General features: G+C 71.6%; 11 protein-coding genes. 7 read left to right on the top strand and 4 right to left on the bottom strand.

What is annotated here, in order from left to right; all coding sequences use genetic code 11:
* Positions 1-65: 65 nt before the first annotated feature.
* Together OOK40_RS18070 and OOK40_RS18075 are read left to right on the top strand one after the other, a co-directional pair.
* Positions 66-4,577 carry a CHAT domain-containing protein gene (locus OOK40_RS18070; protein WP_266482550.1) on the top strand — a complete coding sequence of 1,504 codons (4,512 nt, stop codon included), beginning with the start codon at positions 66-68 and terminating at the stop codon, positions 4,575-4,577.
* Positions 4,578-4,712: 135 nt separating this feature from the next.
* Entirely contained in the window at positions 4,713-5,165 is a 453-nt protein-coding gene (locus tag OOK40_RS18075; RefSeq protein ID WP_266482552.1) for a PPOX class F420-dependent oxidoreductase, read from the top strand.
* Position 5,166: 1 nt separating this feature from the next.
* Here the strand turns inward: OOK40_RS18075 and OOK40_RS18080 are convergent, their stop codons facing one another.
* The 4 genes from OOK40_RS18080 to OOK40_RS18095 all read right to left on the bottom strand — a co-directional run bounded on the left by OOK40_RS18080 (position 5,167) and on the right by OOK40_RS18095 (position 13,470).
* Complete coding sequence (locus tag OOK40_RS18080; RefSeq protein ID WP_266482555.1) at positions 5,167-7,371, bottom strand: bifunctional serine/threonine-protein kinase/ABC transporter substrate-binding protein; 2,205 nt, start codon at positions 7,369-7,371, stop codon at positions 5,167-5,169.
* Between the two features lie 10 nt (positions 7,372-7,381).
* Positions 7,382-9,649, bottom strand: coding sequence for a bifunctional serine/threonine-protein kinase/ABC transporter substrate-binding protein (locus tag OOK40_RS18085; RefSeq protein ID WP_266482558.1), 2,268 nt, complete (start codon positions 9,647-9,649; stop codon positions 7,382-7,384).
* Positions 9,649-10,485: a hypothetical protein gene (locus tag OOK40_RS18090; protein ID WP_266482561.1), complete on the bottom strand. Its 837-nt coding sequence runs from the start codon at positions 10,483-10,485 to the stop codon at positions 9,649-9,651. The genes OOK40_RS18085 and OOK40_RS18090 overlap by 1 nt, the downstream gene beginning before the upstream one ends.
* Positions 10,486-10,572: 87 nt before the next feature.
* Positions 10,573-13,470 carry an AAA family ATPase gene (locus tag OOK40_RS18095; RefSeq protein WP_266482564.1) on the bottom strand — a complete coding sequence of 966 codons (2,898 nt, stop codon included), beginning with the start codon at positions 13,468-13,470 and terminating at the stop codon, positions 10,573-10,575.
* A gap of 670 nt (positions 13,471-14,140) precedes the next feature.
* Between OOK40_RS18095 and OOK40_RS18100 the strand changes: the two genes are divergently transcribed.
* The 5 genes from OOK40_RS18100 to OOK40_RS18120 all read left to right on the top strand — a co-directional run bounded on the left by OOK40_RS18100 (position 14,141) and on the right by OOK40_RS18120 (position 21,158).
* Positions 14,141-15,619, top strand: a complete 1,479-nt coding sequence (locus OOK40_RS18100; RefSeq protein ID WP_266482567.1) for a sugar transferase — start codon at positions 14,141-14,143, stop codon at positions 15,617-15,619.
* A gap of 74 nt (positions 15,620-15,693) precedes the next feature.
* Positions 15,694-17,010, top strand: coding sequence for a nucleotide sugar dehydrogenase (locus OOK40_RS18105; protein WP_266482569.1), 1,317 nt, complete (start codon positions 15,694-15,696; stop codon positions 17,008-17,010).
* Complete coding sequence (locus OOK40_RS18110) at positions 17,000-18,265, top strand: glycosyltransferase family 4 protein (RefSeq protein ID WP_266482571.1); 1,266 nt, start codon at positions 17,000-17,002, stop codon at positions 18,263-18,265. Before OOK40_RS18105 ends, OOK40_RS18110 begins: the two co-directional genes overlap by 11 nt.
* On the top strand, positions 18,262-19,629 hold the full coding sequence (locus tag OOK40_RS18115; protein WP_266482573.1) for a Wzz/FepE/Etk N-terminal domain-containing protein: 1,368 nt from the start codon (positions 18,262-18,264) through the stop codon (positions 19,627-19,629). The genes OOK40_RS18110 and OOK40_RS18115 overlap by 4 nt, the downstream gene beginning before the upstream one ends.
* Positions 19,626-21,158, top strand: coding sequence for a Wzz/FepE/Etk N-terminal domain-containing protein (locus OOK40_RS18120; RefSeq protein ID WP_266482576.1), 1,533 nt, complete (start codon positions 19,626-19,628; stop codon positions 21,156-21,158). Before OOK40_RS18115 ends, OOK40_RS18120 begins: the two co-directional genes overlap by 4 nt.
* Positions 21,159-21,161: the final 3 nt, after the last annotated feature.

A 21,161-nucleotide genomic window follows, 5' to 3' on the forward strand; every position in this document is an offset into this window, starting at 1 on the left:
GCGGATACGGATTCATCGGTCCATTCCGGTTGCTGGCGCGGACGGCGCACCAGCATGCTGAACCCATGGTTTTCTCTCCCACCACGGTCGCACTTGCCGACATAGTTGCCGAGTTGGGCCTGTTCCAGTCTCCGCAGCCCCAGCAGCCCATTGGCTCGCACCACGCCCGTCACCTGTACGAACACGACAGCGGACGGGCCGCCGAGGAGGCCCTCATCGCGTGGTACCGCAGGGCGATCGACCATCCGGGCACCACGCGCCGCCAAGTACGCGCCAACCGGGTCGACCTGGCGCTTCTGCTCATCGACCGGGCCGAACGAAACACGACCGCGCCCACGCCCGGGAATCCAGCCCGGCGCAGCGACCTCGGCGAAGCCGCCGAGCACCTCGACCTGGCACTGGAGGGGCTGGCCCTGCGGCCCGGGCCGGGCGAACCACCCGAGACCGACGAGGAACGCGCCCAGGAACGGCTCAACATCCTCCTGGCGCTGGTGACCGTGCTGAGCATGCTCCTGCCCGGCAGCACCGACGATGCGCGGCTCGACCGCCTTGTCCGGCGGGGGCAGGAGCTGATCGACGTCATCCCCGACGCCGACACCGACCGCGGTGATGCCTGCCTCCGGCTCGCCCTCGCCCTGTTCGAACGGACACACCGTCGCGCTCTGCCGCATCTGCACGAGCTGCTGCTCCGGGCGATGACGCCGGGCCGGGTGGACCCCGAGATCGCCCTGGCGGCCGGGGCCCCCGGCGTACGGGAGGACAACGAGCTGACGATCAGCCTGCTGCGGACCGGCGTCGGCCTCTACGGCTACGAGGACGACCTCTACGAAGCGGCAGCGTGTGCGCTGGCGATCAGCCTTCTCATCGGCTACGCGATCCGGCTGCCGGTGCGGGACCGCGCGCTCATCCAGGAATCGGTGCGCTGGTTCCGTATCGTGCTCGATCGCGCGCACGAGAACGGAGACAGCTTCGCTCCGGATCCGGACTTCGACGCACTTTTCATCTCGGCACTCGCCAACAGCATCTGGACCAGCGACCCCTTCGACCCGGCGCACTTCACCTCCTGGGGGGAGCCGTCATGGGGCCCCGACGTCTCCCGCCACCCCAGCGTCGAGGACGACCTCCAGACCCTCAGGCACCTGCTCGAAACGTCGGCGAAGCGGCGGGAACAGCCCGTGCCCGTGTACGAACTACTGCTGCTCCTGGTCACCTTCGTACGCAGCCGGGGCGAGCTGGACGACGGGGCATGCCGGCACTGGCGGGACCGGCTCCACCGGGCATCGGCGCACACCGACCCGACCGAGCAGCCACTGAAAGGGTTCCTGCTGATAGCGGCTGGGGCACTCGGTCACGAGCTGGGGCGGCGGGGGTCGGCCGACCCGGCCGAGATCGCGTCGGCCGACCGGCTGCTGCGCGAGGGCCTGCGGTACATGCCGCCGGACAGCGACATCGCCCCGTGGTCCGAGCGGCTGCGGCCGGCCGGCTACGCCGGGCTGCTCCAGGGGCTGTTGGGCGCCTTCACGGGGGGCGCAGGGGGTGCCGGTGGGGGAGTGGTGCACGGCGAGGACGCATCCGTACGCTCCCCAGGCCCTGTACGTGCCCAGGGCCACGAGCGAACGACCCCTGACCCTGCGCCTGCCCCCATGTCTGCTTCCGTGCCTGCTTTCGTGCCTGAGGCCGAGCCGGAGGACATTCCGCTGTCCGCCGCCGCGATCCTGCCGGGCGACGGGAGCGGCTATCCCTTCACCGAACCGGTCGGCCGAATCATCGAGATCGTCACACAGCCGACACGGCGAGGCGGCAACGATGACGGCCACCGGCCGGCCGCCGTCATCGCCGTGCACGCTCTGGCGCTCCACCGGCGCTGGCTGCACGAGAGCGGGACCTCGGACCTGACCGACGCCATCGCCCTGACCCAGCAGGCGATCGCGACCCTGGACGGCAGCGACCGACCCCTCGCCGACCGGCTGGCCATGCTCCTCGCGGGCATGCTGCTCGACCGCCACCTGCTGCTCGGCGACCGGATGGATCTCGCCGCCGCTCGCGAAGCCTATGGGCGGCTGCGTGACCGTTCGGCCCCCCGCGACGCCCACCCCGAACTCGTCACCCTGCTGGCCCGGCCCGCCGCCGGGTCCGCCGTGGGACAGCCTGATCTCGGGGCCCTGCTGCGGCCGGGGCGACCGGCGCCGCCCGGCACCTTCTCCGCCGAACTGCTCGCGGCCTCCGGGCTGGTCGGTCTGCTCGCCGCCCGGCGGGACGGAGGCACGGATCTCGCGGCACCCCCGGGCGACGAGGCGGACCGGGCTGTGCGGGCACTCACGGAAGCAGCCCCCGCCCTGCCCGCCGACCACCCGCTGCTGCCCGCGGTGATCAGTGAGTCGGGCCTGTTCCTCGCCACCCGAGCGGCCCACGACGGCGATGTCGCGGCCCTGCGCGCGGCGGTCGAGGATGTCGTCCGCGCGGCCTCGCTCTGCTCACCGAGCAGCGCACACCGGGCGCCGCTGCTGCTCCGAGCGGCCGCTGTGCTCTGCGCGCACTCCCACGCGCTGGACGGAGGCGGCCCGGCCGCCGCCGGCTCTCCCGCTCGGACCTCCCTCGACCGGGGAATCGACCTGCTGGCCGCAGCCGTTGATGAGGCGGGCCAGGGTTTCCACGGGGCCCGCGCCCGCTGCCGGTTCGGCCTCGGACGCCTGCTGCTCGCCCGCTTCCGACGGACGCACGACAAGGCGGACCTTCAGCGGGCGGTCGAGCTCCTGCAGGATGCGCGTACGGCCGTGCACTCCCGGCCCGGTGACCCCTTCACGGTGCTCCTCACGCGCGCGCTGGCCGAGGCGTTGCGGGCCTACGGTCCGCGGGACACGGACCGTCGCGCACAGTCGCGTGAGGCCGCCAAGTCGGTTCTGGCCGCGCACGGACGGGCGGTTCTGCTCCAGACCGGCACCGAAGCCGCCCTCGACTCGGCCCGCGCGGCCGGCACCGACATGATGCGGCTGGTCGACTGGTGCCTCACCGACGGCTGTACCGAAGCAGCCCTGGACGCACTGGAGTTGGGGCGCGGACTCGTACAGAACGCGGCGACCGTTGCCGCCACTGTGCCCGACCTGCTGGAGCAGGCGGGGCGGGCCGAACTCGCCGAGGAATGGCGCGCGGCAGACCACGGGCGAACGCCCGGAACGCCGTCCGGTGCCCCCTTTGGCGTTCCCGACGGACTGCGGCTGCGCGTACTGCAGGCGCTGGAGGGAGGTCCGGCCGAACGGCGCATCCACTCCGCGCCCACGCCGTTCGAGATCGGGCGTGCCCTGCGGGCAGTCCGTGCCGACGCCCTGGTCCACCTGATACCGGGAGCGGACGGGACGGGCGACGCGCTCGTCGTGACGGCCACCGGCCGGGTGGAGCGTGTGCGACTGCCGGGACTGTCAGTCCCCGACGACGGGCCGGCGGCCGCCTACGGCGAGGCGCTCCTGGAGTTCAGCGCGGCCACTCGCGAGCCGGGCGTTCTTCCGGCGGAGAACGATCCGCCCGTGATGTGGGAACTCCACCGGCGCAGCAGGAAGCGCGTGCGCAGGGCGTCGGACCGGTGGCGCAAGGCTCTGGAGCCGCTCTGTTCATGGGCCGGTGAGGTGGCCATGACCCCGTTGATCGAACACTTCCGGTCGAGCCGGCCCCACCGGCAGCCGCGGCTGGTCCTGTCGCCGGTGGGCATGCTGGGGATGGTGCCCTGGCACGCGGCACGGCTGCCCGACGGTCCCGACGGCCCCGTCTATGCCTGCCAGGAGGCAGTGATCTCGTACTGCTCCACACTCCGGCAGCTCGTGGACGTGGCGGCCCGCTCCCGGCTGCCGTGGGACGGTCCGCAGGTCGTCGTCGCCGACCCGGGAGGCACGCGGGTGATGCACGACGAGGCGCGGCTGATCGCGGCACAGTATCCGAAGGCCACCGTCGTCGGACCGGTCGACGATGTGCCCGAGCCCGCCGGCCCCGGTACCCGTCCGCCTTCCCGGGCAGCCACGGCGGCCGCAGTAGGTCCGTTCCTGCCGGGCCGCGGCGGGTCCAGCGCAGCCGTCTGCCACATCAACTGCCATGCCACCGCGCGGGCGACACCCGCCGGGTCGAGTCTCGACCTGCACCCCGCCGCGACGCCGCCCCAGACGTTGACCGTTGCGGAGATCCAGGCGCTCGCCCACGGCCGCGACGCCCGGGCCCCGGGCGGCCTGTTGGTGCTCGCCAACTGCACCAGCGATCTGACCCTGGCCGACTACGACGAGGCACTGACACTGTCCACGGCGTTCCTCACCGCGGGTGCGGCATCGGTGGTCGGCTCCCTTTGGGCGATCTCCGACGACGTTCGTACATCGCTGGTGATGTACATGTTCCACCACTACCTCACCGGCCGGGGACTGCCCGCACACCCGGAGACGGCCGGCTCACCCGCCGACGCCCTGCGCGCCGCCCAACTGTGGATGCTCGACCCGAACCGGATCGTGCCGCCCGCCCTCGCCCACCTGGTGAAGGCGAACCCCGAACTCCCCCTCGACACCCCGCAGATCTGGGCGGCATTCACGCACCAAGGACACTGACCCGGACTCAGGTCACCGGGCGCTCCGGCGTCGGCCGTCGGGGTTCACCTCCTGGCGTGTCGGTTCGGTGCCGATCCGGAGGGATGCCCTTCGTAGGGAAGGTGGAGGACCCCACGCAGACGCCAGGAGGATGCCATGTCGTTCACCGACGAAGAGATCGCCTACATGGGGTCACAGCCGCTCGCCCGCGTCGCGACGCTGTCTCCCGACGGCCGGCAGCCCGATGTGGTCCCGCTCGCCTTCGAGTACGACGGCACGTACTTCTGGGTCGGAGGGACCGGCGCGTCGGTCGCCGGGACCCGCAAGTTCCGCAACGTCCGGGCAGGCCACCACGAGGTGGCCCTCGTTATTGACGATCTGGTGTCCCTCGAGCCGTTCGTCGCACGAGGCGTACGGGTCTACGGCCGCGCCGAAGAGCCTGTCGAGCGCGTGGGGATGGTCGGCCCGGGCCTCTACATGCGCATCACGCCGACGGTCTCCTGGAGCTGGAACATGGAAGGCCGCCCGGCGGGCAATGAGTGGTACCCGTCGCGGCGGACGGTCCACGAAGCCCCGCCTCGCGGCTCTGCTCCCGCCGCCGAGGGCTGAGTCAGGCCGTGGCGTTCTCGTACTGGCCCAGCCAGCGGAAGCGGCCACCGGACGCCTGGAAGAGATACAGCCCGTCCACGTTGTAGCGGGTGTTCGATGCCGTGTAGTGCAGCCGCTTGGTGATCCCCCTGTAGTCGGTGTCGCGCAGCCGGTCCACGATCGCACCCCGTTCCGAGCGGGATGCGCCCAGCGTCGTCATGGCGCGGGCAACGAAGAGCGTCGCGTCGTATGCCTCGGCGGAGTACCAGGGCGGGTCGGCGCCGTTGAAGCGTTTGCGGTAGGCGGTGACGAACGGCTTCGCGGCGGCCACGCGGGTCGGATCGAGGAAGGCGGTGGAGAAGACCCATCCCTCGGCCGCGTCGCCCGCCGAGGTGAGGAAGCCGGGGTCGAGGGCGCGCTGAGTGGCCAACCGCGTACCGGAGTAGCCGGCGGAACGCAGCTCCCGGGCCAGCTTCGCGGCGCGCGCATACCCTCCCGCGAACACCACGGCATCCGCTCCCGAGTCGGTCAGTGTCTCGGCGAGGGCACGGAAGTCGTCCGCTGCGTCGTCCTTCGCGGCGAGGGTGCGCCGGGTCGTGGTGTGCTGCCCGGAGCGCATGGCCTCACTGACGCGTGTGCAGATCTCCCAGCTGAAGTCGCCCTCGGCCGTGTCGTCGACCAGTACCGTCCTGCGTGCCCGGGCGGTGCGGACGAGGTGGGCGACCAGGGGCGCCGCGAGGGTGCCGTCGGTGGGTCGGGTGGCCGCGTACACCCGGTACGTGAAGGCGGACACGTTGTCGAGCCCGACCGACACGGAGACCATGGGGAGCAGCGCCTGCTGGTACCGGTCGAGGGCGGCCTTCGCGCAGGCGTCGGTGGTCGGCCCGATGACCGCGCGGACCCGGTCGTCGGCCGCCAGCTGACGTGCGACCCGTTCCGCCCGGGTGGTGCTGCCCGTGTCGTCGTGCACCTGGAGCGCCAGCTCGAAGCCGCGGTCGGCGCGGGAGTTGAGGTGTTCGACGGCGAGCCGGACGCCGTTCTCCTGGGCGCGGCCCACCGTCCGGTGGTTTCCGCTCAGGTCGGCGTGCAGCGCGACGACAAGCTGCGGAAGCCGTGGGCGGGTCCGGGTTCCCTGCGTCGAGGCGCGGCCCGAACGATCCGCGGTCCACCAGACCGCCGTTCCGCCCGCCGCCAGCACCCCGGCGGCCGAGCCCAGCACCAGGAACCGGCGTCGTGTGGAGCCCTTCGGCGCCTCCTCCGGGACGGGTACGGTCTCGTCGCCGGGCAGCGCACCGGCCGTCGTCGCCCCGGAAACCTCCGTCGCATCGACGGCGGGCAGGGAAAGGACGGCCGTCGAACCGCGCGCGATCAAGCGGGTGAGCGACTCAGGCAACCAGCCCTCGCCGTCCCGGCCGTGGGGCTCCGCCTCGTCCAGGGTCCGCCGTATCTCGGCCACCGTGGGGCGGGAGCCGGAGTCCTTACTCAGACAGTCCCGCAGCAGCGGCAGCAACTCCGCCGGAACGCCGTCCAGGTCCGGCTCGTCGTGGACCGTACGCACCAGCACTTCGGCCGCCGAGCCCCGGCCGAAGGGGCGTTCGCCCGTCACGGCGTACGCCAGCAGACAGCCGAGCGAGAAGACGTCACTGGCCGGCCCGATCTCCCTGCCCCTTCCCTGGGCCTGTTCGGGGGAGAGGAACCCGGGGGAACCGACCACCATCCCGCTGGCGGTGAGCGCGGTGTCCTCCGGCATGCGGGCGATACCGAAGTCGATCATTCGCGGTCCGTCGACCGCGAGCAGCACATTGCCGGGCTTGACGTCCCGGTGCACAAGGCCCGCCCCGTGTACGGCCTCCAGCGCCTCGGCGAGGCGGGCTCCCAGGAACCGGACCGAGCCGTACGGCAGCGGCCCGCACTCCTCCACCGCCTCCGCCAACGAGGGGCCCGGCACGAATGCCGTGGCGAGCCAAGGCGACTCCGCGTCCGGGTCCGCCGCGAGCAGTGGCACCACCCAGGGGCTGGAGACCCGGCCCGCTGTCTCCACCTCTCGGCGAAAACGGGCCCGGAAGCCCGGGTCGCCCGAATGGGCGGCGCGAATGACCTTCAGCGCGGCGAGCGAACCTCCGCTGGAGCGTGCCAGATACACCACACCCATGCCGCCCGCGCCCAGTCTGCGAAGCAGCCGGTAGCCCGCGATCCTGGCAGGGTCGGCGCCGCGCAACGGCTCCATCAGTGCCCCATCAGGTGGACACCTGGTACGGCGCCACGCCCTGGAACCGGAACCGGCCGCCGGTGACCTTCCACAGGAAGACCCCGCTGCCGTCGATGACCAGGGCCCCGGTCTGCTTGTTGAACGCGAAGTTCTTCGTGATCCCCTTGTACGTCGCCGAACGGAGCGCCGTCGTCAGGTTCTTGCGGGTGACGCTCTTGGCGGGCAGCGTGCTGAGGGTCTGCGCTGCCAGACGGGCCACGTCGTAGGCCTCGACGGCGTACCGCTCCGGCTCGGCACCGAAACGCTTGCGGTACGCGGCCGCGAACGCCTTGGCTTCGGGAGCCACGGAGGAGTCCATGACGGGGGCGACGATCACCCAGCCCTCGGCCGCGTCCCCGGCAGCGGACAGGAACCGTATGTCGAGCACCCCCTGGGCGGCGGCCTTGGCCCCGGGGAAGTCACGGTTCCTCAGCTCCCGGGCCAGCAGCGCCGCGCGGTCGTGGTGGCCGGCGAAGACCAGGGAGTCCGCGCCGCCGTCGAGAAGGGCGTCGAGGGTCGGCCCGAAGTCGGTCCGCAGTGCGCTGACCACCTTCGGCACGGCCGGCTGTCTCCCCTGCCTCAGGATATGGCTGAGCGTGCTGCTGATTTCCCAGGCGTACGCGTCCGCCGCCCGGTCGTCGACGATCCCGACCGTGCGCGACTTCGCGGTGCCACGCAGATACGCGCTGAGATACAAGGGCAGGATCGTGTCCGTCACACGGGCGTGGAGGAAGGACCGGCTGCCCATCACCCCCAGCACGGTGGCTCCGGGCGACACCGCGATCACGGGCAGCAGCGCGGCGTCGTATGTCGCGAGTGAGGCCTGCGCGGTGGCATCCGTGGTGGGACCGATCACGGCCACGACGGAACGGTCGGCGACCAACTGCGAGGCCGCGGCGGGCGACTTTGCCGGATCGCCGCTGTCGTCCACGGTCTTCACGGCGAGCGTGAAGGGCTTGTCCCCACGGGAGTTGAACTCATCGACCGCGAGCCGCAGTCCTCGCTCCTGAGCCCGGCCGACCAGCTTCTGATCACCGGTCAGGTCGGCGTGCAGCCCGATGGTGTGCACGGGCCGGGCGGCCGTCGAGGCCGGGCCGGAACCGTCGCCCCTGTCCTTGCCGTCACCGGAAAGCGTCGCCCAGGCGGCCAGGCCGCCTCCGACCGTGACAGCCGTCGCGCCACCCGCCAGAAGGAGGAAGCGGCGTCTGCCGACGGCGCGGCTCTGCGGTGGGGCTCCCGCCGCACCGGAACCGTTTGCCCCGGGGACGACCTCGGTGTCGTCGATGCCGGGCAGCGCGAGCCCGGCAGCCGACCGCTCGGCGATCAGCCGGATCAACGACTCGGGCAACCAGTCGGCTTCGTCGCCGGAGACGTGGCTCGCGGGCGCGTCCGAGGACTGAGAACGCATCCGCAGGGCCTCCCGCGGGTCGGGAGGCGAAACGCCGAGCCCGGGTGGGGCGACCGCGAGGGTCCCCGACAGCGCCTCGGCCGTGGGCCGTAGGGACGGGTCCTTCTCCAGGCAGCCGCCCACCACCTCGGCGAGCTCCTGCGGAACACCCTCCAGATCCGGCGCGTCGTGCACCGCGCGGAACAGCAGAGCGTCGAGTGTGCCGGTACCGAACGGAGGGCGGCCGGTGGCTGCGAAGGCCAGCACACAGCCCAACGAGAAGATGTCGGCGGCCGGTCCCAACTCCCGTCCACCCTGGGCCTGTTCCGGTGACAGAAAGCCGGGAGTGCCGACCACGATGCCGGTCGACGTGAGCGCGGTGTCCTCCGGATCGCGGGCCACACCGAAGTCGATCAGCCGTGGTCCGTCGAGCGCCAGCAGCACATTGCCCGGCTTGACGTCCCGGTGCACGAGACCGACGGCGTGGAGGTCCCGCAGCGCCTGGGCGAGCCGTGCGCCCAGCACCCGCAGGCTCCGCTGGGGCAACGGCCCGTGCGCGGCGACGGCCTCACCGAGCGAAGGCCCCGGCACGAAGGTGGTGGCCAGCCAGGGTGCCGCCGCCCCGGGGTCCGCGTCCACGAGGGATGCCACCCACGGGCTGGTCATCCGGCGCGCCGTGTCCGCCTCGCGCCGGAACCGCTCCCGGAAGTCGGCGTCCTCTGCGTACTCGGCCTGGATCACCTTCAGCGCGACCAGTGATCCGCCCACCGAGCGTGCCAGGTACACCACACCCATGCCGCCCGCGCCGAGCCGCCCGAGCAGCCGATAGTCCGCCAGCCTGGCCGGGTCGGACGTACGGAGCGGTTCCATCACTTCCCCTTCAGCTGTTGCTGGATGCGTGTCAGCATCTGTGCCAGGGCGGTGGCGCCCAGTTGATCGAGTTCCGGCTGGGGGCGCCCCTTCGCGCCCGTCACGGAGACGGCCACGACGATCGTGCCGAGCCGGGCGACCATCCACCGGTACGGCACGGTGCCGCCGCCTTTCCCGCCGTACTCGCCCGCTTCGAGTACGGAGTCGTCGGCGTACTGCTGCTCGCGGTTGCCGAAGGGGGTGCCGAGCGACATCAGGCCCGTGATCCGCTCGTCGGTCCGGGGCTCCTGTTCAGGGCAGCGCAGAACGTCCTCGAGGGTGGTGCTCAGCTGTTCGTCGGCGCCGAGGACGGAGGTGTGCGCGGTGGCCGTGGCTGACACCTTGACGGTGCCCTTGCCTCCGGCACCGGGCAGTCGGCTGTACCGGGACACGCCGGCCAGTACCCCGTGGGGGAGCTTCTCCCGCTGCCAGCGGCAGCTGCCGTCCAGCACGGCCCAGGTATTCGGAGTGCTCTTGGCCGGATTCTGCGCGACGAAGCCCCGGCCCCAGTCGCTCGGGGCGAGCACGACAGAGTCGACCAGTCTTCGCGCGTCCTTCGAGGTCCTGGGGACAAGCGCAGCGTCGGGTGTGAAGCCGGAAGCGGCGCTCGAGCCGTCCGAAGGGGTCGCCCCGGTTCCGGGCGAGGAGCTGTGCGAGGGCGATCCGGTCTTCCGGGAGGCCCCCTCGTTCGCCCCTTGCGCCGACCCCCCGGAACCGCCCGCACAGCCGGTCAGCAGACTCCCCGCCACCAGGACGGCCCCCCAACTCCCCAGCACGCCCCTGGCGTTGCTCTTCACCCAGCCCCCCGAAACCGCTCGCGTCGTCCGACTCCTCGAACGTAGACGGCTGCGAGGGAAGCAGCCTCAGTGGAAACACGTAACCGGCTACGTATTCCTCTGCGAGTCCAGCCCTATGCGGGTCATGAGGCCGGCCAGCGCCGAGCGGGACGGTACGGAGGCCTTGCGGTAGATCGACGACAGGTGCGTTTCGACGGTGCGCCGGCTGAGGTGGAGCCGGGCGGCGATCTCCTGGTTGCTCAGGCCTTCCGCCACCAGTCCCGCCACCTCGAGTTCACGCGGCGTCAGTTCAGCCAGCTCCGCCGGAATCGCTGTTGCCTCAGCCATCACCTGAGGGCGAATCAACTCGGCCAGGTCCACAAGCAGTCGTGCGCCGCCACCGACGGCGATCCGGTGGGCGCGGTGCCACATTGCGGCGGCACGCGGGCCCTGACCGGCGCTCTGCACCAAGGGCGCCGCACGCAGCAGGGAGTACGCCTCCCACAGGGGCTGGCCGCAGCGGACGTATTCCTCTGTGGCCGCGTCGAGGAGGCGTACGGCCTCGCCGGTGTCGCCGCGGTGCTCGGCCAGCGCGGCACCAGCACGCAGCGCGGCTGCGCGCTGACCGCCGAGGCCCAGCCGGTCGGCCTCGCGCTCAGCCTGTGCAGCCCAGCGTTCGGCCTGGTCGATGTCCCCGGTCGCGAGGGCCGCGCCCGCGAGGCTGTCCAGTTGGCCCGGACGGACCGACGGTTGCAGAAGGGGCAGTTCAGTGCCCCCGCCGGCCGTCATGATGGCCTCCTGGGCGCGGTGCGGGTCGCCGCTCACGAACGTCGCGTGCCCGAGCATGCACCAGGCCAGGGCGGACCACCAGCCCTTGCTCCCGCTGGTTGCAGCGACGGCCTCCTCACCGGTCGTCAGGGCGCTGTTGTCCCCCAGCGGACGGGCCAGCAGCAGCACCAGCGTCTTGATGGCGAGGGTGAACGCGAGGAGGTCACGGCTGCCCGCGGCCCGCGCTATGGACTCCGCTTCCTCGGCCGCCTCCAGCGCGGACGGCAGGCGGCAGGTGTTGAGGTGGAGGAAGGCCCTGCTCGTCAGCAGGTGCGGCAGGACATGGAGTTGTCCACTGCGGCGGGCGATGTCGAGGCCCCGGGTGATGTGCCGTTCGGCGTCGGTGTAGCGCTCCAGCACGACTTCCGCCCAGCCCAGCCAGACCAGTGACTCGCACAGATCCGTCAGGCCGGGGTCCGTCAGCGCGTCCGCGAGTCGGCAGGCGGCGTCGGCGAACCGGGTGGCCGCTTCCGTCTCGCCCTCGTAGGCCTCTCCCAGGGCCGCCAGTGCCAGGGCCGCCGCTTCGCCCGTGGGGTCGTCGTCGGAGCGTGCGACGGCGACGGCTTGTGCGACGTCCGCGCGTGCGTCGGGGTAGGACGCGGTCAGCAGGGCGGACATGCCGAGGGCGAGCCTCAGGGAGACTGCCTGGCCGGGGGACGGGCCCGGATGGCGGGACAGCTCCCGGCGAAGCAGTGCGGTGGCCTCGGGGGAATGGCCGAGGTGCCGTTCCATGACGGCGCACTGGGCGATGGCCTGCGTACGCAGCTCGGGATGGTCCTTGCCCGATGCCTCGATCAGGGTGTGCAGCAGGTTCCGGCTCTCCCGGGAGTTCCCGCTGACGCCGAGCGCACGGGCGCGCGCCAGGACGAGTTCGCCGCGCCGCCGGGTGTGGGCGGGTGTGTCCGGCATGCGCCTGAGCACGACGTCCAGCAGGTGGGCGGCGGTGGCCGGCGCGGTCGAGGCGAACTGCGCGGCGGCCTCGCTCAGTACGGCCGCGGCCGTGGGATCCCAGTCGGTCAGCGACCGTTCGACGTGGTGGGCCCGCTCGGTGGCGGGAGCGCCGCTGCGGGCCAGTTCCTGCGCGGCGCGGCGATGGACCTCGGCACGGCGGTGCGGGGCGATGTTCTCGTAGACCAGTGCCCGCACCAGCGGGTGGCGCAGGGCCCATCGGCCGCCCGGCCCGGCGCGCAGCACATCCCGCACCACCAGAGCGCCGGTCTGGTCCTCCACGCATCGGACCGTGAGCCCGGTCGCCACGGCCAGCATGGCGGACGTGGCATGGTCGCCGAGCGCGGCCACCGCTTCGACGATGCGGCGCTGCGGCTCGGTCAGCGCGGTCAGTTCGTCGAGCAGTAGCGCCGCGAGCCCGCTGGGCACGCCAACCGCGTCTGTGGCGACGGCATGGGCGGTGATGCTGGGCAGCGGCGCACCGTTGCGGTACGCGTGCAACAGCGAGAGCAGGTACAGGGGGTTGCCCTCGCTGGCGGTGTACAGCTGCTTGGCGTGGTCCTCGGGAATGTCCAAGGCCAGCGTCCGGAGGGACTCCTGCTCGGGAAGCGGCTCCAGGGCGAGATGCAGCACGGCTCCGCTGTCGGCACCGCGCGTCAGCGCCGCGGTCAAGGGCGTCGGCGTCTGCCGGGAGCGCCGCGCCACGACCAGGAGGACCCGGCCGCGCGCCGGGTGCCGCACCAGGTGGTCCACGAGTTCCCGTGACGCGGGATCCGCCCAGTGCAGGTCGTCGATGGCCAGCACCAGGCCGCGCTCGCCCAGGCGCGCGAAGAACTCCGCGATCGCACGATGCGTCCCGAACCGGGCAGTGGCGCCTGCGTGGGACGCGTCGCCCGGCACGTGCCGGATGTCGTGCAGCACCGAGCCCGCTTCGGCGAGGGCTGGATCAGCGGCCGGTGAGCCGGGAGCGGCATCGGCGAGCGCGTCGGTGAACGCCTGGAAGGGAACGTGCTGTTCGTACTCCGTCGCCCGGCCGCGCAACACCGTGAAACCGGCCTGCTCAGCCCTGGCGCACGCTTCGCCGAGCAACCGGCTCTTGCCGATGCCGGGCTCACCGGCGATGTCGACGACCGCGGGCACTCCCGACTGCCCCAGTCCGGCGAGCACGGCGTCCAGCCGTGCGAGTTCGCCGGATCTGCCCACCAGTTGTGCCGCGCTCGCGTCCCCCACCGGCAAAACTTCCCCCTGTCCAACGGTCCCTGTCCCCACCGACAACCCTACGGTCAGGCGCTGACACGCAGAGGCACCCACAGCCGCACGGCGTAGTGGACAGGGCGTCAGCAGGGCCTGGGTGCGGCCCAGTTGCCACTGCCGGACGCCTCGGGTTTGCCGGTGCCGGCGGCCCAGAGAACTCCCATCATCACAGGTCACAAGGCATGTCTCTTCGTCAAGGCACGCGTAGGGGTCACCGATCGGTGGATCCAGTCTCAAAGCTTGAGCACAAATTGCACACATCCCCTCTACACACTGGCCCCGATGGTCTAGATTGACCGTGCTTCAGCTATTTGGTCGAGGCGACCAATAATCGATCTATAGGTCCGGCGCGCTACGGACGGTCAGCAGTCGCGTCCCCGGCGCCAGACATAACGGGTTCCCGCGCACGTCGAGACTCTGGCAGGACATACGAGTCCGCCGGCGCCTGGGTGGGGTGTTCAAGTAGCGCTGCAATAGCCGGCGGTATGTCATTCGCGGGGGGCGGGGGCCTCCCGGAGGGAGGAACAGCGCGGCGCGGGGGGCGGGGCCTCCCGAGGGGAGGAACAGTGCGGGGGGCGGGGGCCTCCCGGGGGGAGGAACCGTGTGGAAAGAACACGTTGAGCCCACTGGGACCCTGGGGGGGTCTGTGCAGCAGGGGGAATTAGTACGCCCGCTTCTATCGGCGCGTGAGCGTCCGGTGAACGGGGCAATCAGCCGGCCCGCGATCGACTGGGAGCAGCGGTACCGCCGTACCGTGATCACCAGCGATACCGTGGTCACCGCTTTCGTGGTGGCGGCGATCGGCGGCTTCTTCGGGGTCCGGGACGCGGCCAACTGGCACGAGAATTGGGGATTTCTCGCATTCGGCACCGAGCTGCTGGTGCTGGGAGCGCTTGCGGTGGGCCGGTCGTGGGCTCCGGCCGTGCTCGGCCAGGGCGCCGAGGAATTCCGCCGGCTCGGACGCTCACTGTTCACGGCGGCCGTCGTACTGGCGCTGGGCGGGATCGCCCTCACCTCGCGCAACATCAAGCTCTGGATCTTCGTCGCGATCCCGGCGATCGCGCTCGTCACCATGACCGCGCGGTATCTGCTGCGCCTCGGGCTGCATAAACAGCGGAAGGAAGGACGGTGCCTGAGACCGGTGCTCGCTGCCGGGAGCCCGGCCACCGTGCGCGACCTGATAACCCGAGTCCGTAAGTTCCCGCACCTCGGCTGGCGCGTGGAGGCGGTGTGCACGCCGGACGGTCTCGGGCTCGACGGTGACCAACTGGACGGAGTGCCGGTCGTCGGCCGACTGGCGGACGTCGCCAACCACGTCCGCCGCGACGGCTACCGTGTCGTCGCGGTCACACCGGACCCGCACTGGTCACCGTCCCGGCTGCAGCGGCTGGCTTGGAACCTCGAAGGCAGCGATGCCGAGATGGTCGTGGCCCCCGTGCTGATGGAGGTGGCCGGCCCGCGGTTGCACGTCGACGCGGTGCTCGGGATCCCGCTGCTGCGGGTCAGCATGCCGATCTTCTCCGGGGGGCGCCGGGCGGTCAAAGAGGTCGTCGACCGGATGGGCGCGGCGGTCCTGCTGATGCTGTTCGCGCCGCTGATGGTGCTCGTCGGGCTGCTCGTGCTGATGGACAGCCGGGGTGGGGTGTTCTACCGCCAGCGCAGGGTCGGCAAGGACGGCCGCGAGTTCACCATAGTCAAGTTCCGCACCATGGTCGCCGGGGCCGACGGGGCACGTGCCGAGCTGGCCGACCGCAACGAGGGCGCCGGCCTGCTGTTCAAGCTCCGCCGGGATCCGCGGGTGACCCGGTTGGGAGCGATGCTGCGCCGGTACTCGATCGACGAGCTGCCGCAGCTTTTCAACGTGCTCAGCGGATCGATGTCGCTCGTCGGTCCGCGGCCTCCGTTGCCGGAGGAGTCCGCTGCGTACGGCCCGGACATCCGGCGGCGGCTGCTGGTCAAGCCCGGGCTCACCGGCCTGTGGCAGATAAGCGGACGCAGCGACCTGCCGTGGGAGGAGGCGGTCCGGCTGGACCTGCGGTACGTGGAGGACTGGTCGCTCGCCCTTGACACAGTGATTTTGTGGAAGACGCTGCGTGCGGTGCTTCAGGGGCAGGGGGCCTACTGATGCGCGGGGGGGCATCGATCGATCGGCGCGCGGATGGCAGGCCAAAAGGGCCTGCCTGGGGGGAGGAACGGGTCATGAGGATCAGCGTCTTTGGACTCGGCTACGTGGGCTGCGTGTCGGCCGCGTGCCTGGCCAGCCTCGGTCACGAGGTCATCGGGGTGGACGTCAACCAGGTGAAGGTCGACCTGGTCAACGACGGCAAGGCCCCGGTGGTCGAGGAGCGGATCGGCGAGCTCACAGCCGAGGTCGTGCGGACCGGAGCATTACGCGCCACGGGCGACGTCCGCGAGGCGATCATGGACAGCGAGGTGTCGCTGATCTGCGTGGGCACGCCGTCGGAGCCCAACGGCAGCCTGTGCACCACATATCTGGAGCGGGTCACCGAGGAGATCGGTGCCGCGGTGGCCGAGCGGGGTGGGCGGCAGACCGTCGTGTTCCGCAGCACCATGCTCCCGGGCACCTGCCTGAACCTGCTGGTACCGATCCTGGAGAAGTACGTCGGCGGCACGGCCGGGGTGGACTTCGGGGTCGCGGTCAACCCGGAGTTCCTGCGCGAGGGCACGAGCGTGCGGGACTTCTTCGACCCGCCCAAGACCGTCATCGGCGAGCTCGACCCGGCAAGCGGCGACGTGGTGGCGGCGCTGTACGACGGCTTGCCCGGCGAGGTGTTCCGGGTGCCCATCCCGACGGCCGAGGCGATCAAATACGCGGACAACGCGTTCCACGGTCTCAAGATCGGCTTCGCGAACGAGCTGGGCGCGGTGTGCCAGGCGCTCGGGGTGGACTCGCACCAGGTGATCGACGTGTTCCTGGCCGACCGCAAGCTGAACATCAGCCCCGCCTACCTGCGGCCCGGCTTCGCCTTCGGTGGCTCCTGCCTGCCCAAGGACTTGCGCAGCCTGGTCCACGCGGCGCGGCGGGCCGACATCTCGGTGCCCATCCTCGCCCACGTGCTGCCCTCCAACGCCGAACATCTGCAGCGCGCGGTGGAGTTGGTCGAGCGCACCGGCAAGCGTCGGGTGGGCCTGTTCGGGCTGTCCTTCAAACCCGGCACCGACGACCTCCGCGAAAGCCCGCTCGTCGAGCTGGCGGAGAGGCTCTACGGCAAGGGTTACGACCTGCGGATCTACGACCCCAATGTGAACCTCTCCCGGCTGCTCGGCGCGAACCGCGAGTACATCGAGACCCGGCTGCCGCACCTCGGGCAGCTGCTCGCGGAGTCCGTCGACGAGGTCCTCGAGCATGCCGAGGTGTGCCTGGTCGGGACCAAGGATCCGGCCGTCCTGTCGGCGCTGCCCCATGGCGACGGCACGGTGCTCATCGACCTCGTCCATCTTCCCGACGCCGAGGCGCGCCGGACCGAACCGGGATACGTGGGCCTTGCTTGGTGACAAGACCAGCGGCGCCGGGCCCGCCCGGCGCGCGCTGATTCTGGTGGAGAACCTGTCGGTGCCGTTCGACCGGCGGGTGTGGCAGGAGTGCACGACGCTGCGCGACGCGGGCTGGACGGTGCACGTCATCTGTCCCCGGGGGGAGAAGCGGGACACGGAGCCGGAGGCGGAGATCGACGGGGTGCGCATCCACCGCTACCCGTTGCGCGCGGCCACCGGAGGGCCGGCCGGCTACCTGCGGGAGTACGGATCGGCGTTGTGGCACACGCTCCGGCTGGCCCGCAAGGTCGGCCCGGTCGACGTGGTGCACGCCTGCAACCCGCCGGACCTGCTGTTCCTGCCGGCACTGTGGCTGAAGCGGCGCGGGGCGCGGTTCGTCTTCGACCAGCACGACCTGGTACCCGAGCTGTACCTCTCCCGGTTCGACCGCGGCGAGGATCTGCTCTACCGCGCCGTGTGCGCGCTGGAACGGCGCACCTACCGGGCCGCGGACGTCGTGCTCGCCACGAACGAGAGCTACCGGGATGTCGCGCTGCGCCGTGGCGGGCAGCGGCCGGAGGACGTCTTCGTGGTGCGCAGCGCGCCCGACACCAACCGGTTCCAGCCGGTACCGCCCGAGCCGGAGCTGAAGCGCGGGAAGCCTCATCTGCTGTGCTATCTCGGCGTCATGGGCCCCCAGGACGGCGTCGACTACGCCTTGCGGGCCCTCGCGAAGCTGCGCGACGAGTTCGGGCGGACCGACTGGCATGCGGTGTTCGTCGGCGGCGGCGACACCTTCGACGCGATGGTCGAGCTGTCCCGGCGGCTCGGGCTCTCGGAGCAGGTGCAGTTCACCGGGCGCATCCCGGACGCCGACCTGGCGCGCTACCTGTCCACCGCGGACGTGTGCCTCTCTCCCGACCCGCACAATCCGCTCAACGACGTGTCGACCATGAACAAGGTCCTGGAGTACATGGTGATGGGACGGCCGATCGTCTCGTTCGACCTCCGGGAGGCGCGGGTCTCCGCCGGCGACGCCGCCGTCTACGCACCCGCCAACGACGAGGCCGAGTTCGCCAAGCTCATCGCGCTGCTCCTGGACGACCCGGAGAAGCGGGCCCGCATGGGCAAGATCGGCGAGGAACGGATCAACGGGCCGCTCGCCTGGCGGAACTCCCAGCAATCGCTGCTCGCCGCCTACGCCGCTGCCTGCCGGGACCACGCTCCGGTGTCGGCGGGCCACCCGGACCGGGCAGGGAAGAGGCAGCGCCGTTGAGCGATGACACGATACGCCTGGTCACGATCGGCCGGATCATCCGTCGGCGCCGGCGGCTTCTCACCGTCCTCGCCCTGGTGGGTGCGCTCGTCGGTTACGGCACCTCTTTGCTGATTCCGCCGCGCTACACGACATCGGCATCGGTACTGCTGCCGGGCGCGTGGGAGGAGCGCGAGCTGCTGACTCAGTCGGAGATCGCGACCAGTTCGGTAGTGGTCGACCGCGCGGCCGCTGCGCTCGACTGGAGCGGGGTCAGCGGCCGCGAGCTGCGGGACCAGGTGAGCGCCAAGGCCTCGGACGGGAACATCATCAAGATCTCTGGTACGGCCGACACCCCGGAGCGTGCGCAGCGGCTCTCCGACCAAGTGGCCCAGCAGTACGTCACATTCGCCGCGCGGATAGCCGGCGACAACACCGACCCCGAAGCGGCGGCGGGGCCCGAGGCGTTGCGGAAGATGGTGGTGCAGACCAGCCGCCGCATCACCGACCTGGCCGAGGCGGCCGATCCGGGGCAGACCGTGGAGAGCGTGCAGGGCCGCACCGAGCTCGAGAAGCTGCGCACCACCCTGCAGGAGGCCATGGACAAGCTGGACCAGGCCGACCCGGCGACCAACAAGGCCAACCTGGTCGTCATGGGGCCGTCCGCCCGGCCGGCCGGCGAGGCACCGCCGACGAGGATGCAACTCATCGTCGCCGGGGCGCTGCTGTTCTTCCTGGTCTCGGTCATCGGCCATCTCACCGCCGCGCGGGTGAGTCGCCGACTGCGCACCGAACCGGAGATCGCCGCGGCGCTGGGCTCGGCGCTCCTCGGCTCCGTCGACGTACCTGGTGAACGGCCCGCGCACCGACCGGAAGACAGTGCCCTGCGGCCCCGGATCCGCCGGCTCCTCGGCCTCGACATCCGGTGGGACGTACCGACCCCGCAGACCTCCGGCGACGAGGCCAGCAGGCAGATCCGCTACCGGCGGGTGTGCGCCCGCCTCCGGGACCAACTGCCCGCCCCCCGACGGCTGCTGGTCGTCGTCCCGGACGGCGACGAGATCGCCCGCCGGGCCGCCGGGCAGCTCGTCGCCGAGGCCGGGAGCGATCTGCTGCTGCGCGAGGTGGGGGTTTCGGTGACCCGGCCGATGGTGCCGGACCGCGACAACGAGTCCGGTGCCCTGGTCGTGCTCAGCGCGGGCAGCTGGACCGCAGGGGAACTCGCCGGCATCGCCGAGGCGTGTGCGGATGCCAAGCACGAGGTCGTCGGCATCGTCCTCGCCGGCACGGTCTGGACCCGTCCGACACGGTCCGCCGGCCGGCCTCGGGATGCCGCCACGCCCCCGCTCGCAGTGGGCAACGACGCAAGGGGAGGCTCAGGGTGACGACGAGTACAGGTTCGGAGTCGTCGGCCGCCACTCCACTGCTTGACCTGCAGTCGCTGGTGGTGGCGGTACGGAGGCGGCGCCGCCTCTGGTCGGCCATGGCACTGCTTGGGCTGCTCGTCGGCGCGGCGGTGGCGGTCCTGCTGCCGCCACCGCCGACCGCGGTGACCAAGGTGCTGGTCGCGCACCAGGCGGACCAGCCGAACGACCCCGGAACGCTGATCCGCACCGACGTCGCGCTGCTGGGGACCACGCGGATCGCGAGCAAGGCCCTGCAGTCCCTCAAGTCCCCGGAAAAACCCGAGGACTTCATGCAGGACTACGGGGGCATCGGCTTGACCAACAACCTGCTGCAGATCGATGTGACAGGTGACAGCGACGCGGAAGCGGTGGCCCGCGCCAAGGCGCTGGCCGATGCGTTCGTCGCGGACCATGTGCGGCGGATACAGGAAGCCGCGAACGCCGAGTCCAAGACCCTGCTCGAGCAGCGTGACCGGATGCGGAACGAACTCGCCCAGGTCAACAAGACGATCGGGGACAGAACCCCGGAGAGCAGAGCGGAAGACTCGGCGAACCTCGAGTCTCTCTTCGCCCGCCGGGCCGAACTCACCTCGCGGATAGCCGATTTCGATCAGCGCGCCGGAGAGGCACGCACCAGCACGCCCCGGCTCATCGCCGGCACACAGATCGTGGACGCCCCGCGCGCGGTGCAGCACTCCCTGCCCAAGACCGCTGCCACCAACGCCGTGATCGGGCTCGTGCTCGGTCTCGTCCTCGGGCTCGCGGTGGCCGCGGTCGGCTCGGTGGTGGCGGACCGCCCCGTGCTGCGCCGGGAGATCGCGGCGAACCTGGGCGCCTCGGTCATCGCGGAGCTGCGCCGCGTGCCCCGCTGGTCGATCAAGCTGTGGCAGCGCCGACGGACCCGGGCGGCACGGACAAGGCTCACCTCGTCCCTGGCCCGCACCGTGCGCGGCTCCGCGGAACCGGTGTCGCTGCTGGAACTGGGCTGTGCGCGCAGCACGAGTGTGATCGCCCTGGACCTGGCACGGGCACTGGCGACGGCTGAGGAGCCGGTGGTCATCGTCGATGGTCTGCCACGCCAGCAGCTCGCCAACCGCCGCCCGAAGCCAGGAGACCCCACCGTGGTCAGCGGCGAGAGCGCCGCGACCGGATCGCAGCAGGAGCGCCGGCTCGGCGTCGGCTCGGTGGCACCCGGCGCGGCGTGGACCGACCTGCAGCACCTCGGCACCCAGACCGTGCTCGTCGTACGTGCCGGGCACGGCAGCGCCGCATGGCTGCACACCGTGGCGCGGCAACTCGCGGACCAGAGCATTCCGGTGATCGGCGTGGTGCTGATCGACCCCGATCCGCGGGACCGGACCGACGGCACGCTGTGGGACGGGCTGCACACCGCGCTGCGCGGCCACAACGAGCGGCTGGCCCGGCAGAACGGGACCGGCAGGCGGCGCATTGAGCGGCAGCCGAAGTGGGCCGCACGGGTCCCGGACAGCGACCAGGAGGCACGGTAGGAC

The sequence above is a fragment of the Streptomyces sp. NBC_01481 genome, assembly GCF_026339995.1.
GTDB lineage: Bacteria > Actinomycetota > Actinomycetes > Streptomycetales > Streptomycetaceae > Streptomyces.

What these genes read in the sequence shown, in the direction of transcription:
- OOK40_RS18075 (WP_266482552.1), top strand. Translation starts at nt 4,713, where the DNA reads ATGTCGTTCACCGACGAAGAGATCGCCTACATGGGGTCACAGCCGCTC.
- OOK40_RS18085 (WP_266482558.1), bottom strand. Translation starts at nt 9,649, where the DNA reads ATGGAACCGCTCCGTACGTCCGACCCGGCCAGGCTGGCGGACTATCGG.
- OOK40_RS18080 (WP_266482555.1), bottom strand. Translation starts at nt 7,371, where the DNA reads ATGGAGCCGTTGCGCGGCGCCGACCCTGCCAGGATCGCGGGCTACCGG.
- OOK40_RS18070 (WP_266482550.1), top strand. Translation starts at nt 66, where the DNA reads ATGGTTTTCTCTCCCACCACGGTCGCACTTGCCGACATAGTTGCCGAG.
- OOK40_RS18105 (WP_266482569.1), top strand. Translation starts at nt 15,694, where the DNA reads ATGAGGATCAGCGTCTTTGGACTCGGCTACGTGGGCTGCGTGTCGGCC.